At 43.5% G+C, this 16,278-nt stretch carries 7 protein-coding genes; 5 read left to right on the top strand and 2 right to left on the bottom strand.

Annotated features, from left to right (window positions below; genetic code table 11):
- Window positions 1–4: 4 nt before the first annotated feature.
- Window positions 5–1,087, bottom strand: a complete 1,083-nt coding sequence (locus HWN40_RS04925; RefSeq protein ID WP_176964692.1) for a DUF354 domain-containing protein — start codon at window positions 1,085–1,087, stop codon at window positions 5–7.
- A 173-nt stretch (window positions 1,088–1,260) separates the two neighbouring features.
- Here HWN40_RS04925 and HWN40_RS04920 point away from each other — a divergent pair, with 173 nt between their 5' ends.
- The 4 genes from HWN40_RS04920 (at window position 1,261) to HWN40_RS04905 (ending at window position 13,004) form a co-directional block, all read left to right on the top strand.
- Entirely contained in the window at window positions 1,261–2,691 is a 1,431-nt protein-coding gene (locus tag HWN40_RS04920) for a right-handed parallel beta-helix repeat-containing protein (protein ID WP_176964691.1), read from the top strand.
- Between the two features lie 486 nt (window positions 2,692–3,177).
- Window positions 3,178–7,743: a right-handed parallel beta-helix repeat-containing protein gene (locus HWN40_RS04915; RefSeq protein ID WP_246275981.1), complete on the top strand. Its 4,566-nt coding sequence runs from the start codon at window positions 3,178–3,180 to the stop codon at window positions 7,741–7,743.
- A 647-nt stretch (window positions 7,744–8,390) separates the two neighbouring features.
- Entirely contained in the window at window positions 8,391–11,258 is a 2,868-nt protein-coding gene (locus HWN40_RS04910; RefSeq protein ID WP_176964689.1) for a right-handed parallel beta-helix repeat-containing protein, read from the top strand.
- Window positions 11,259–11,726: 468 nt separating this feature from the next.
- Window positions 11,727–13,004: a right-handed parallel beta-helix repeat-containing protein gene (locus HWN40_RS04905; RefSeq protein ID WP_176964688.1), complete on the top strand. Its 1,278-nt coding sequence runs from the start codon at window positions 11,727–11,729 to the stop codon at window positions 13,002–13,004.
- Window positions 13,005–13,165: 161 nt separating this feature from the next.
- Here HWN40_RS04905 and HWN40_RS04900 read toward each other — a convergent pair whose 3' ends face one another.
- The gene (locus HWN40_RS04900) at window positions 13,166–14,740 is read right to left on the bottom strand and encodes a glycosyltransferase family 2 protein (protein WP_176964687.1); all 1,575 of its coding nucleotides are present in this window, start codon (window positions 14,738–14,740) and stop codon (window positions 13,166–13,168) included.
- A 527-nt stretch (window positions 14,741–15,267) separates the two neighbouring features.
- On the opposite strand from HWN40_RS04900, the gene HWN40_RS04895 reads away from it, so the two are divergent.
- Complete coding sequence (locus tag HWN40_RS04895; protein ID WP_176964686.1) at window positions 15,268–16,224, top strand: NAD-dependent epimerase/dehydratase family protein; 957 nt, start codon at window positions 15,268–15,270, stop codon at window positions 16,222–16,224.
- Window positions 16,225–16,278: the final 54 nt, after the last annotated feature.

Below are 16,278 nucleotides of genomic sequence, written 5' to 3'. Positions count from 1 at the left end.
GGAGTTACTCTTCTGACGAATTCAAGATTGAATAATTAAGGTACCATGAGCTTTTTTTTTGCTCTGAACTACATTCAATAATGTGCCCCATTATGAATTCATTAACATCAATCTTGTCCGCCAGCAATTTATCCCGCTTTTTTCCCCACTTCTGTTTGGAATCAGGATCATTCAGAATATCGATCGCCTTTTGGAGAGCCAGGTCTGAGTCATTGTAGCAATGGAGCATTTCGTATTCCGTCTCCAGTTCAGTAAAGTTGCCCATGGTCCCCACAAGGGATGAAACATAAACCGCAGGCGTACCGAGTAGCGCACTTTCCACGGCAGTGGTTCCACCATCACCAAGGTACAGACTCGCATGATAGAGAAGATCATGCAGCTTTTCAGGACTTACAGAGATTCTGTATTTCTCCAGACCACCGTTTAACTCCTGCTCCGACGTGATAAAGACCTTTCCAAACTTTTCCAGTTCCTGAACCAGTTCAAGCTTATTTGTTATACCGTGCTGGCCGATATCATGACTTGCACCCCATGAAACGAACCTGAGCACTATTATGCGGTCATCCTCACTCAGATCGTATTCCGACAAAAAGTCCGGGTCAGGCTCAAAGTATTCCGGGGAAAGGTAAGCAAGCTCATGATAACCTTTGTATCGTATCTGCTTATTTCCCAGATCCTGTGCATAGCATGAAGGTGTGAATACCCTGTCTGCAAAAGGAAGCGTTACGTAGTTTGCCAGTTTTGCATGTTCGGTATCCGTAAATATGAATGATTCCTTTCCCATCAGCCATGCCACATGAGCGACACATGGATTCAGGACACCTATCATGATATCCGGATCGAACTTTTTCGCAACCTTGAGTAACCTAACATCCCTTGAAACCCATTCACGAATTAAGCTGCCTTTTCCGGATCCGATCTTGCTCAGAATCTCATACGGAATACCGCATGATTCAAGCAGACTTACAGTAACATCTTTATCCCTGGCGGTGACAAGCACCTGATGCCCATTTTCTTCCAACCCCAACACTATGTTCTTGAAGAAATGGACATGCCCAGGATGTCCTATATCAATGAGAACTCTCATTATACCCCCTTTAACTATTACAACTAACTCCTATTTAATCATTTTTGAATAGTACAAATTGAGTATTAATTTTTAAAACTAGACAGGCAAATCACTGTCAACTTGAGAATCATTTTTAACGAATAAGTTACCTATAGTAGATTGTTCATAATATCAGGGACGCGGGGGTAAAAATGAATCGAACTAAGATAGGGCTACCACTACTGGTTTTATTAATTGTCATTATGCTGTACTTTGCATACACTTACGGCATAGTGGAAGAAGAAAAGGAAATTGATATAGAAGAAGAGATCGAAACGGTACCCGACATTATCATAGAGCAAAGGGGAGCTCAGACATATGCCATTGAAAACGAAACTCAGGCTGTCATTTACCAGGGAGATGACACAAGTGCTATCCGGGCTGCGGTAAAATCCATAAGCCAGGGTACGATCCTTGTCCGCGAGGGAACTTACACCATCACATCACCCATAGTAGTAGGATCGAATACACAACTGATCGGTGATAACAGTATTCTTACGGGTCATCGTATCTTCAGAGTATATGATGCATCCAATGTGAGGATAGCAGGTTTTGAATTCCGGGGGCCTGGAGAGGAATATGTAAGACATACGGGAAGTTACGGCCTGGTGCAGGTAGCACACAGTAATAACCTACTTATTGAAGATAATACATTCTCGAAATTCAGTAATTATGGTATTTATCTTTCAACGCGTTCAACTTCCGATTATAACGAGGAAATAAGCATAAGGAACAACCAGTTCCTTGACTACGGATATTGCGGAGTGATGGTTGGCAAACAGGCCAGCTCGATCTACATAGAAGATAATCTTTTCAGGGACATCAATACACTGAAACTTAACACCAATTCATACGGAACAGCCGTTGCCAAGGGAAGTAACGAGTACAGATATTCTGAATACATCTATATCCGGAACAACATTATTGAGAACAATCCCATGTGGGAAGGTATAGACAGTCACGGATCCAATCATCTCTACATAGAAAATAACAGGATCATTGATTGCAGGATACCCATTTCTGTTTCACATATCACGGAAGATAACATCTATCCGGAGTCACTGCACGATGTCAGTATTACGGGCAACTACATAGATGGGAATCTGGACGCTGCAAAACAGGATTCAGGAATCTATGTGATCGGAGGCCGCAACGGTGGCGAGACACCATACATCAATGTTACCCTGAAAGACAATGTCATAAAAGAAGTGAACAACTGGCTGTATGGTGATGACGGCGCAATAGTGCTGCAGAATGTTGACAAGGCACTGATCTACAATAACAGCATCTCTGATGTCGGCGGAACAGGCATTAATCTTGAAAATGCCAACAATGTACTTGTACAGAAGAACCAGATCAAGGACCTTGTAACGATATCCGAACCAAGAAGCGCCATCAGTGTATCACATGTCACAAAGGACTATGAAATCGATATAGAGGATAATTTTGTAGACCTTTCCGCTGATTGTAAAATACACTTCGAGGCTTCACCTGAAGTTTCCGAAAAAGAGGTGTGTATTGTTGACCTGTCTGATTTTTCCCTGTCTGATATTGACACAGGCGCTCAGAATATCCTGATCTAAAAAGATCGTACAGTACCCTGATCGCAAAAACTTTTATTTTTTATTTATCAGGCAATAGTGATGACCTAGAAAAATATCATTTAAAACATAGTCCCGAGTAAAAAATATAATACTGTAACAACAGTCATACATTAAAACACAAGTAACTAAAGGCTCTTGAATCTGTTATAGTCCAACTTCATTCTTTTTTTAATTCTGATAGCTTATATATAGTTTAAAGTATATTTGAAAAAAGTCTGTCACAATATGTGATGATTTGCACGAAATCCTTCATAATAATAAGAGTTTATGAAAATATTTTCATTACAACTCTTTGGAAGAAAATTTTGTGCAATTTCTGAGCATTTGCTGGCAGATTGACCTGGATTACTACGAAAAACACTTTTAATGAAAAACACGAGTTGAGAAGGTCAAAAAATGGATGCAAGAAAAACGATAAGCCTATTAATGGTTTTCATGTTCCTGAACTTAAGTTTGGGAGCAGCGATGTCTTCGGCAGCCCTAACAGGCAGCTCTGAAGATATCAACTACACAGTGCGCGTTTCTAAAGACTCCGGTACAGTACTTGTTCAGACAGGTGAAGGAGGGGTAATATACCAGGGAACCAGCGATGTGGGAGCCATTAAGGCAGCAGTTAATGCCATTGACAGTGGCATTATCCTGATAGATTCAGGAACCTATATGATCAGCTCACCTGTGTCATTGAAGTCCAACATAGAGGTGGTCGGAAATAATGCTGTGCTTAAGGGTTACAAGATATTCTCCATAAGCAGTGCGACAAATGTCAAGGTCAGTGGACTTGAGTTCACAGGACCTGATGCGCTGTACGGATCCGTAGCAAGCAGTTCCGGTCTCATCAATATCGTGAACAGCAAGAACATTCTCATAGAAGATAACACATTCCGCAACTTCAGGGATTATGGTGTGAATGTGGCTGTAAGTTCCACATCCCACAGCAATGAAAACATAACCATCAGTCACAATGAATTCCTTGACTATGGTTACTGTGGTGTGATGATATGGAAACAGTCCAACTACATATATGTAGAGGACAACACATTCAAGAACATCAATACCCGGGCCGTGAATGGCAATGCCTATGGGATAGCTATTGCCAAAGGAAGTAACTCTTACAAACATTCTGAATATATCTATATCAGGCACAACTGGATAGAGAACAGTCCCATATGGGAAGGTATCGACAGCCATGGTGCAAACCATGTCTATATCCAGGATAACACAGTTCTGAACTGTAAGGTGCCGATTGCCGTTTCCTACCAGACCAGCGAGGGAAGCTATCCCTTGCCAGTCCATGATATAGTCATTACAGGCAACTATGTCAAAGGGAACATGAACTCCCCGTACAAACAGCATTCAGGGATACATGTTCTGGGCGCGCGCAACTATGCGCAGCCATATACAAACATAAACGTCTCAGGCAATACAATTATGGACGTCAACAGCTGGCTTGTGTCAGATGACGGCGCTATAGTACTGAGAGATGTTAACGGTGGTATCATCGACAACAACCTGATCACCGGTGTCGGAGGAACCGGTATCAATTTGCAGAACGCCGATAAGCTGGTAATTCAAAATAATGAAATTAAGAACCTCATTCCGATCTCAGGCTCTACCAAGGGTATAGAGATGCAGGCTGTTGTAAAGAGCTTCAGCACAACCATCAGGGACAACGACTTTGACAGTTCTGTGGGTTACCACGGATATGCTAACTCGGGGTATACATACTATACAACCCTGATCAATGAAGTGCAGTCAAAGTTCGGAGGCTATCTGAGCCTCAGTGTCCAGACGGATACACCGGCTACTTCAACAGTAGATCCGCCACTTACCCCGCCAGAACCACGTCCGCTTGAAGAGACAAACGACTCTGACAACGGTACAGATACCAACACTGACACTGGAACAGATGACGGTACAGACACTAACACCGACACTGGAACAGATGGCAGTACAGATACTGAAACCGATGCAGGAACAGATACAGGTAATGTCACTGACATCGAACATGATATCAGTGTTTCAAAGTACTCTGGCACAACATACGTCAAGACAAGCGAAGGAGAGGTTCTGCACAGCGGGAACAACGATGCGGAAGCCTTAAGAGCTGCGGTTGATGCTATCGATCAGGGTATTATCCTGGTTGATGCAGGAACATATACGGTCAGCTCACAGGTTTCACTGAAATCCGGTATCGAAATGCTCGGAAATGATGCTGTAATGAAAGGTTATAGCATATTCGGCATCAGCGATGCAACAGACGTAAAGGTGACAGGTTTTACCTTCAGTGATCCGGACCAGTCCTACCTGGAACATGCAGGAAGCACAGGTCTTGTTGAAGTTGAGAACAGTGAGAACGCTCTTATCGAGAATAACACGTTCAGCAACTTCAGGGATTACGGAGTCTACCTTGAGACACCCACCACTTCCAGTTATAACAAAGAGATAACCATACAGGACAACGAGTTCCTGGACTATGGTTATGCAGGTGTTATGATTGGAAAGCAGGCAAGTAATGTAGTGGTAGAGAACAACATGTTCAAGGAAATCAATACAGGAAAGCTCAATGGTATCTCATACGGTGTTGCAGTTGCTCCGGGAAGCAGTGAATACCAGTATTCCGAGTACATCTACATCACGAACAACACTATCGAGAACAATCCCGTATGGGAAGGTATCGACAGTCTTGGTGCGAACTATCTTTTCATCGAGGACAATGAGATTATAGACTGCAGAATACCGATCTCAGTCGCTCAGATCAATACCGATGGAAAGTATCCTGTGCCAGTGCATGATGTAAGCATTACCGGAAACTACATTGAAGGCGATTACACCGCTGAGAAACAGGATTCAGGTATATACGTACTCGGCGGGCACGACAGTGCCTGGACTAGCTTCCAGCCGTACAAGAAGATCACAGTTTCTGAGAATACCATTGTTGATGTCAACAACTGGTTATTCTCAGACGACGGTGCTATCGTTCTCCAGAATGTGGATGAAGCATCCGTTGACAACAACGAGATCTCAGGTGTGGGTGGAACTGCTGTCAACCTGGAGAATGCAGACAATGTGATCATGCAGAATAACAACATCAAGGATATCAGGAAAATTTCCGGTTCTACAAAGGGTATAGAGCTGCTTCCGATCTCAAAGGACTACAGCCTGACACTTAAGAACAATACCTTTGATGGGTCTGCTGACTACGATGCTTACGCATACTCCGATTACGAGAACGTCTATGAAATTAGTGTGACAGAACAGGATACGTCAAAGTTCTATACCTCCAACGGAGCTATAAACCTGACAGTCCAGGACGAAGTGTCACCGGAACCTGAACCAGAAACACCACCGACCACAAATCCTGAAGACGACGGAGCAGACGATGTTGTTGACGTAGCGTACGACATCAGCGTTTCAAAGGATGCAGGAACAACGGTCGTTAAGACAGCTAACGAAGATATCGTATACAGCGGAAGCAACGACGCAGAAGCCCTACAGGCTGCGGTCAATGCTATCGACCAGGGTATAATCCAGGTGGAAGCAGGGACATATACAGTCAGCTCACAGGTTTCACTGAAATCCGGTATCCATATGCTCGGAAATGATGCTGTGATGAAAGGATACAGCATATTCCGTATAAGCGATGCAACAGACGTAAAGGTAACAGGCTTTACTTTCGGTGATCCGGACCAGGCTTACCTGGAACATGCAGGAAGCACAGGTCTTGTTGAAGTTGAGAACAGTGAGAAGGCTCTTATCGAGAACAACACGTTCAGCAACTTCAGGGATTACGGAGTCTACCTGGAAACCTCTGGTACCTCCAGCAATAACAAAGAGATAACCATACAGGACAATGAATTCCTGGACTATGGTTACGCCGGTGTTATGATTGGAAAGCAGGCAAGTAATGTAGTGGTAGAGAACAACATGTTCAAGGAAATCAATACAGGAAAGCTCAATGGTATCTCATACGGTGTTGCGGTTGCACCGGGAAGCAGTGAATACCAGTATTCCGAGTATATCTACATCAGGAACAACACTATCGAGAACAATCCCGTGTGGGAAGGTATCGACAGTCTTGGTGCGAACTATCTTTTCATCGAGGACAATGAGATCATAGACTGCAGAATACCGATCTCAGTCGCTCAGATCAACACCGATGGAAAGTACCCTGTGCCAGTCCATGATGTAAGCATTACCGGAAACTACATTGAAGGCAATTACACCGCTGAAAAGCAGGACTCAGGTATCTATGTACTCGGCGGGCGCAACAGTGACAGAACAATCGCCCAGCCATATATTAGAGCAAATGTCTCCGACAACACCATTGTTGATGTCAACAACTGGCTTATGTCGGATGACGGTGCAATAGTCCTGAGGCATGTAAAATACGCTGTCGTAAAAAGTAACGATATCTCCGGAACAGGCGGAACAGGCATTAACCTGGAAGACGCTGATGAAGTGGTCATGCAGGATAATGTGATAAAGAACATAAAGGAAATCGCAGGTTCAAAGATAGGTGTGAAGATGCTTCCTGTAAGGCAGGACAACAACCTCACACTCAGAAACAACACCTTCGATGGTTCTGCTACCTACAACGCCTATTCAAATGCCGAGTATGGGAACATTTACCAGGTTAATTTGGTGAACCAGGACACATCAAAGTTCGATACTTCCAACGGAGGTATGGAACTGGTAACCCTTAGTGAACCGGAACCTGAAACACCTCCGGTGGACGATGAAGAGGAAACTCCATCAATACCAGAGGAAGACGAGTATCCGGTAGCTAACTTGGCAATCAGGTTCGTTCCCTCGGGCAACGGCCTGACATTTGACGGTGGAGAATCTACCGACGACAACGGTATAGTCTCATATTCCTGGGACTTCGATTCCTCTGACGGGATCCAGGAAGAGGCAACCGGGGAAACCGTAACACGCGAGTTCCCGGTCCAGGGCAGATTCGAGGTCACAATGACTGTGACCGATATTAGTGGACAGCAAGACACAGACAGTATACTCATTGTAGTAAACTGAAGCTGAAAATACGGTTGACAGGCTACAACCTGTCGACCGGACTTTTTCTTTTTTAGATCCCTTTTACGCTTATTTTAACACAGTCTCATTTTATCAGACCTGGAACTTACAGGATTTGTTTTAGCAGGATTTCAGACACAACTCAATCTGACATCACAATTCATGCCAGTTTCAAATCCCTTAGAATACTGAATGTTTATCTGTGCGACTGTATGACATGCCAGCAGACAAACAGCGAATGCTATTCTACGAACCTCTTTTTTCAGAGAAGCTGAATTGTCTGAGAAACTCTTGCCTTTTGCAAACGATCAGAAGATAAGAATCAAGCATTATAAAATATATAAAATGTAACTAATAATTATCACAGACATCTACACATATGGAAATGGAAGCAGGATTTCAAGCTAACTTCGATGCTTTTTTGGTTCTGATAGCATATATATAGTTTAAAGTATATTGTCCAGTAGCTTGTCACAATATGACATACTATGTATCATATTGTTCTTTTGTGGGCAGCGGTTGGAAAAATCTTTGCTTCTGGCTGTATGGAGAACACGATACATACAAATGAACATATTCCTGACAGGTCGACCTCAATTACAAAAAAAACACTTTTAATGAAAAACACAAGTTGAGAAGGTCAAAAAATGGATGTTACGAGAAAAACTACAAGCCTTTTAATGGTTTGTCTGGTCCTTGGTCTAGGCCTCGGGCCGGTAATTGCTTCAGCGGCTGACACCACCGCCGATGAAGGAATGAACTACACAATTCACGTTTCTAAAGACTCCGGTACAGTACTTGTCCAGACAGGTGAAGGAGAGGTACTATATCAGGGAGGCAGTGACGTCGGAGCCATTAAGGCTGCAGTCAACGCTATAGACAGAGGTACTATCCTGATAGACTCAGGGACATACATGATCAGCTCACCTGTGTCATTGAAGTCCAATATCGAGTTAGTCGGGAACAATGCCGTACTGAAAGGTTACAAGATGTTCACTATAAGCAGTGCGACAAATGTCAGGATCAGTGGATTTGAGTTCACAGGACCTGACGCGCTGTACGGGTCCGTGGCAAGTGGCTCCGGTCTCATTGATATCGTGAACAGCAAGAATGTTTTCATAGAAGGCAACACTTTCCGCAACTTCAGGGATTATGGTGTGAACGTGGCCGTAAGTTCCACATCCCACAGCAACGAGCAGATATCCATAAGGGACAATGAGTTCCTTGATTATGGTTATGCCGGTGTGATGATTGGAAAACAGTCCAACTACATCTATGTAGAGGACAACACATTCAAGAACATCAATACCCGGGCCGTGAACGGAAATGCCTATGGTATCGCTGTTGCAAAAGGAAGTAACTCTTACAAACACTCTGAATATATCTATATCAGGCACAACTGGATAGAGAACAGTCCCATATGGGAAGGTATCGATAGTCATGGAGCTAACCATGTCTACATCCAGGACAACACGGTTCTGAACTGTAAAGTGCCAATTGCCGTTTCCTACCAGACAAATGAAGGAAGTTATCCCTTACCGGTCCATGACATTGTCATTACAGGTAACTATGTCAAAGGGAATATGAACTCCCCTTACAAACAGCATTCGGGGATACATGTTCTGGGCGCGCGTAACTATGCGCAGCCATATACGAACATAAACGTCTCAGGCAACACAATCGTGGACGTTAACAGCTGGCTGGTCAGTGATGACGGTGCCATAGTACTGAGAGACGTAAACGGAGGTATTGTCGACAACAACCTGATCACCGGTGTAGGAGGAACAGGGATCAATCTGTTGAACGCCGATAATCTGGTCGTTCAGAACAACGACATACAGAGTCTCAAGCAGATCTCAGGCTACACAAAGGGTATAGAGATGTCAGCAGTCAGGAAAAGTTTCAGCACAACTATCAGGGATAACAAGTTCGGCAGCTCTGTGGATTACCACGGATATGCTAATTCAGGTAATACGTATTATACTACCCTGATAAATGAGGAACGTTCAGAGTTCGGAGGTTCACTGAGCCTCAACGTGCAGACTGCCCCCACACCTGCTGAATCAAGTGTCAATCCACCACTCACCCCACCCGAACCCCGCACGTCAGACAACACAGACGGACCCGTTTTTGAACCAATAAGCGGTAGCCCCGGAATAAGTGATTCAAATATCAGCATATCCAGGGAAGCAGGCTCCACAGTCGTTAAAACAGGCAATGGCGAGGAGATATACAATGGCAGCAGTGATGATGTTGCTGTAAGTGCTGCCATAAGAGCTGTAGAGCAGGGAACCGTTACCTTCAGGGAAGGCACGTATGTACTCAGCTCGGCTGTGTCACTTAAATCCAATGTAGAACTGATCGGAGAGAATGCCACCCTGGAAGGATATAACATATTCCGGCTGAACGACGTATCCAATGTAACAATCAAAGGATTCACATTCAGCGGTCCCGAGGAGCAGTATTCGGCACGTGCCAGCAGCACAGGTCTAATTGATATCGTTAACAGTGAGGACTGTCTGATCGAAGATAATGTCTTCAGCAATTTCAGGGACAACGGTGTAAACCTCTTAACGACCTCTGTATCCGACCACAACAGGCAGATAACAATCAGGAACAATGAATTCCTAGACTTTGGTTATACCGGTGTTATGATTGGAAAACAGGCAAAGAACATAGTTATCGAGGAAAACACATTCATAAACATTGATGTCAATAATCTGAACGTGCACTCCTTTGCTATTGCTGTTGCCAGGGCAGGCAGTGAATACCAGTACTCCGAATACATCTACATCAGGAACAACACTATCGAGAACAACCCCGGATGGGAAGGTATCGATAGCCATGGCGCCAACTACCTCTTTATTGAGAACAACGAGATAACGGATGTAAAGATACCGATATCAATTGGCCAGATCAATGAAGACGACAGGTACCCGGTACCGGTACATACCCTGAACATTGAAGGGAACATGATCCTTGGCAATTTCTCTGCAGAGAGTGAATATCCGGCCATCAAGGTATTCGGCGGTAATAACAGCGATGATACTGTCAGCAAGCCCTACCTTAGAGCAACAATCTCAGCTAACACGATCTCTGACAGAAATAACTGGCTGTCAGAAGATAATGCTGTCGTATTGCAGAATGTGCCGGATGCTGTGATCGATAACAATACCGTATCCTCAGATGCTGGTCCAGAGACTCCCGATGAAGTTGCAGATACCGTAGAAGATATGAACGAGACAATCCTTGACGAAAAACCTGTGGCTATTGTGGGAATTGTATCCGCACCTTCAAAGAACAGTCTTGAGCTCGATGGCAGTGGTTCAATAGATGATACAGGCATAGCTTCATATTCCTGGGACTTTGATTCCTCGGACGGAATTCAGGAAGATGCAAGCGGAGAAGTTGTATCTCATGTATTCCCCGGAGCAGGCAGATATGTGGTTACCCTGACAGTCACTGATACCCAGGGACAGCAGGACATAGATACACTGAACGTAGTATTTAATTGAAAACAATGGTTGATGGGCTTTTTCCCTGTCAACCTTATCTTTTTTATTCATTAATTATTTGCTGGAAAATATGTTCCCTTTAACGGATAATTTTCAGTAAATCAGGATGAGCAATTTTTACTCAGTCCTTTTATTGTATTTGTAACTAATGTTCATTATCAAATAAGCAATATTATGGCTCTAAATACGTATTGAAGCAACTTAAAACCTTTTTTGTGCCTGCGAGAATATATATACCATAGAGTATATTATCGGGGTGCTCGTCACAAAATATAGTTACCACCACTCGACCCCTGACGAAATAACGGACACTGTCCCCAAGTGTCATGACGTTTTTCTTCAAGAGGACAAGATCGGGTTATAACTTTGTTTTTGACAGCCTGACCTGAATAATCAAAAACGGATTATTAACACTCAATAGTTGAGAGGTCTAAAATGGTTAAAAGAAGAAAAACTACAAGCCTTTTAATGGTTTGTCTGGTCCTTGGTTTAAGCCTTGGAACAGCAATTGCTTCAGCGGCCGACACCACCGCCGATGAAGGATCAAACTACACAGTAAGCATTTCCAAAGACACCACCACAACATCTGTCCATACAAAGGACGGAGAGCTCATATACGAAGGAAATAACGACGTAGAAGCCATAAAGGCTGCAGTGAATGCTGTTGATGAAGGAAGTATCCTGATCAACTCCGGAACATATATGATCAGTTCAGCAATTGAACTGAAATCAAATATTGAACTGGTAGGCAAGGATGCAGTACTCAGAGGATACAGTATCTTCAATATAACAGATGCAACTAACGTTACAATAAGAGGATTCGAACTCAGTGATCCGGACGAGGCATACCTTCCGGTTGTCGGCGATGTCGGACTCATTAAATTCGAGAACAGCAATAACTGTCTTATCGAAGACAATACATTCACCAACTTCAGAAGCTATGGTGTATACCTTGATGTCAGCTCACCATCCTACACCAACGAAGAGATCACAATAAGGAACAATGAGTTCCTGGATTTCGGTTACGCTGGTGTTATGATAGGAAAGCAGTCCAATAATATCTATGTTGAGGACAACCTGTTCAAGGATATAAACACCAGAAAGATAAATGTAAACTCCTACGGTGTTGCAGTCGCCAAGGGAGGAAGTTCCTACAAGTATTCCGAATACATCTATATCAGGAACAATCACATAGAGAACAACCCCGTATGGGAAGGTATCGACAGTCATGGATCCAACAATATCTACATAGAGGACAACACCATCACTGACGTCAAGATACCTATCGCAGTTTCCCACAGTACAAGTGACGGAAGCTACCCTGAGACCCTGCATGATGTGAAGATCACAGGCAACCAGATACAGGGCTACACCAACGGACAGAAACAGGACTCCGGAATTTATGTGATAGGCGGACACGGAGGAGCTGTCCTTGAACCAATATCAAGGGTTATAGTCTCGGACAACACTATCCGTGATGTCAACAACTGGCTCATATCAGACGACGGAGCCATCGTTCTGCAGAGTGTGGAAAAGGCCGTCGTTGAGAATAACGATATCTCCGGAGTCGGCGGAACAGGTATCAACCTTGAAAATGCCGATAATACTGTTGTTAAAGATAACAGTATAAAAGATATGAAGCCCATCTCAGGTGCAACCCAAGGTCTGGAAATTATATCCAGCGGAAGTAACCTGACATTTGAGAACAACAATTTCGATGAATCAGTAGAAGTCCCGGGAGTCTGATTCCCGGAGCTTCCGGTGTGTAAACGGCACACTATCTGCCACCACCATAAGTGTGTCGTACCACCATCAACAAAAATCAGACACGAGGTTGACGGATCACTTATATCCGTCAACCCTACCTCCTATTTTTTATATGCTATACTGAATATGTAGCACCAGTATCAGATACCTATATCCATCGACCTGTAACATTCCTTCATGTCAAAAAGCATTGCAAAGAGAATCATCTGTATACCTGCTATGATCAGAAGCGTATCTATCAGTGGAAGGCTTGACGGAACAGCCCATCCTGCAAGGCCCCCGACCAGAGTGTATGCTGAAAGAAGCACACCCAGAGGCAGGAATATCATACCGAAGACGTAGAAGAAGACCAGAGGGTGGAAACTCTGAATAGAGTACTTTTCTTTGAGCCTCCAGAAAAAGTTCTTCAGCAGCATGACCGAAACTTTGGTCATGTATCTTCCATATTTGATTGTCGATTTCTCATCAGCATACCGGGCAGGCATGGAAACATCAACGGTCTTGTAACCGAATGTGTTGAGCTTTACCAGGATATCGTTACAGTATCCGTAATAAGTGTAAAGCTTGTCAATTTCTATCCCTGAAAGGGCTTTCTTTGATATCGCAGTATAGCCGTTCTGGGGGTCCATTATGTGCCAGTATCCACTGCTGACCTTTGTGAGGAAAGTGAGCAGGGAGTTACCAAAGAGTCTCCAGGAGCTCATCCCTCCGCGAAACTCCTCCGATTTTAGACGATTACCCTTGGTATAATCAGCCTCGCCCCGGAGAATAGGCATTATGAGATCCGGCATAAGTGCCGGGTTCATCTGGTTATCACCACCCATGACAACAGCAATATCCATATCTTCCTGAAGGGCCCGCTTGTAGCCGTGCAGGATTGCAGCACCTACTCCCTGGTTTTGTTCGTGTGTGATGACAGATAAACGAGGGTCCCTGATCGAGTTCAGTACCCCGGCAGTATTATCAGTACTCGCATCGTTGATGACATATATCCGGTTAACATAGTCAGGGATACCACCAACTGTTTTTGCTATCAGTTTCTCTTCATTATAGGCAGGTACCACTACCCCGATCTTATGATCGTACAGTTCATCCTTATTCTGTTCACGGACCTTACTGACATTGATCTCCTTTACTCTCATACCGGCATCTGCAAGATCCTTGACAAGAGAGAGTTCCATTGGCAGGGAATCCGGCTCGAATTTCATGAAATTTGCCGATTGGGAAGAGAATGCCGCATAACCGATATTGTCATAGAGATACTTTACAAATTGCTGTCTTCCGATTTCTGAAACGTTTCCGTTACCATTACCGTTGCCATTATTATTTGCTATCAATGACTGTATATCATAATCTGACCCTGCTTCAGGATATGGGCTGTATCCTACGACTGCATCCGCTTCAAGCCACATTACTGGGTCTATCATTTTGGGAATTTCTTCAGAATTATAGGATTTATTTGGATTAATTACAAGTACAGGACCATCACCGAATTTCTCTGAGAATTTGAAGGCGGTCCTGAGTGCTTCCATCTTCCCTCTATGTGTTTCATGTTTTATTACATGTGCATTCATCTTTTCTGCAACATATGCGGTGGAATCAGTACTCCCATCATCAACCACCACTATATTATCAACATACACCCCTGCCTTTTTGATGACATCATAAATGTTAGCTTCATCATTATAGGCAGGTATTATACCTGTTATACCCATCTTTACTCCCCTTCTTACGGTTTCAAAATCACATATCTATGCAAGCCATAAGCTGACAGAGATACCAGCAATCCCAATCAGATTGTGCTTACATATCCACTCCATATAACAAAATGTGTTTTTGATTAATAATATTATCGCATAGTATGATATGATGATGAAAACAAGTAAATAAAAAAAATAATTGCCTTTAACAGACACATAAAAGAAATAAGTATCATATTTGAGAAATATATTTCTGGATCTTGTGATTATGTGAGATATCAATAAACATATTTCTAAAAACAAACTTGATTCATATTTCCTGCTTCCAGCATCAGTCATCAGTCACATTGATCCATCAATGAAGATCACGATATGGTTCTGTGAAATTGCCTTTATGATAGAGCAGATACTGGAATTCCAGCCTCCTGAATTCTATTTTCAGCTAGCATTTCATAAAACTTAAATATGTACTGGTACCACTATATCTGGCTATATACAGGAATACATAAAATAGCGTTTTAGTTTAAGAAAGAGGCACTGAAATGGTCGGAGACAGATTATCAGGACAAAGAATACTTGTCACCGGAGGTGCCGGATTTATCGGCAGCCATGTGGTTGACAGACTTGTAAGAATGGGAAATAAAGTTACGGTTTTTGATAATCTGAGTTCCGGAAGACTCGAATTTCTGGAAAAGAGTACGGATGATCCCGGATTCAGACTTATTCAGGGAGATCTTCTGGATGAAAAGAAAATCGAAGAAGCCTGCAGGGGTATGGATCTTGTATTCCATGTTGCCGCAAATCCCGATGTGCGACTTGGGGCAGTGGATACGAAGGTGCATTTTGACCAGAACATTACAGCCACCTATAACCTGCTGGAAGCCATGCGCAAAAATGGTGTGAAGGATATAGCATTCACCTCCACCTCCACAGTCTACGGAGAGGCCACGGTGATCCCCACACCCGAAGATTACGGACCACTGACCCCCATATCCCTGTACGGTGCATCCAAGCTTGCAAGTGAAGCACTGATCACATCCTACTCACACACCTTTGACATGCAGTCCTGGATATTCCGCTTTGCCAATATAATAGGTGACAGGGGAACTCATGGGATTATAGTTGATTTTATAGCCAAGCTCAGGAAGAATCCAGCCGAGCTTGAGATACTGGGTGACGGAAAGCAATCCAAGTCCTATCTTCATGTAAGAGAATGCGTAAATGCAATGATGTTCGCGGTCTCCGAGAGCGATGATGAGGTAAATATTTTCAATATCGGATCAGAGGATGCCACCAACCCGACCCGCATAGGAGAGATCATAGTTGAGGAAATGGGACTTGAAAGTGTCAAGTTCTACTACACCGGCGGCTCAAGGGGCTGGAAAGGCGATGTGCCAAAGATGATGCTTTCCGTGGAAAAGTTAAAGGAACTCGGATGGAGTCCTGAGTGGGAATCCGAGAGAAGTGTGAGGGAGACCGTAAGGTCGTTGCTTGTTTGAATATCTTAAATAGACCGACCATCCGCCAAAGGCGGTACAGTCCTTTTCCATTTA

The sequence above is a fragment of the Methanolobus zinderi genome, assembly GCF_013388255.1.
Taxonomy (GTDB): domain Archaea; phylum Halobacteriota; class Methanosarcinia; order Methanosarcinales; family Methanosarcinaceae; genus Methanolobus; species Methanolobus zinderi.
This window is presented reverse-complemented; position numbering and strand designations above follow the sequence as displayed.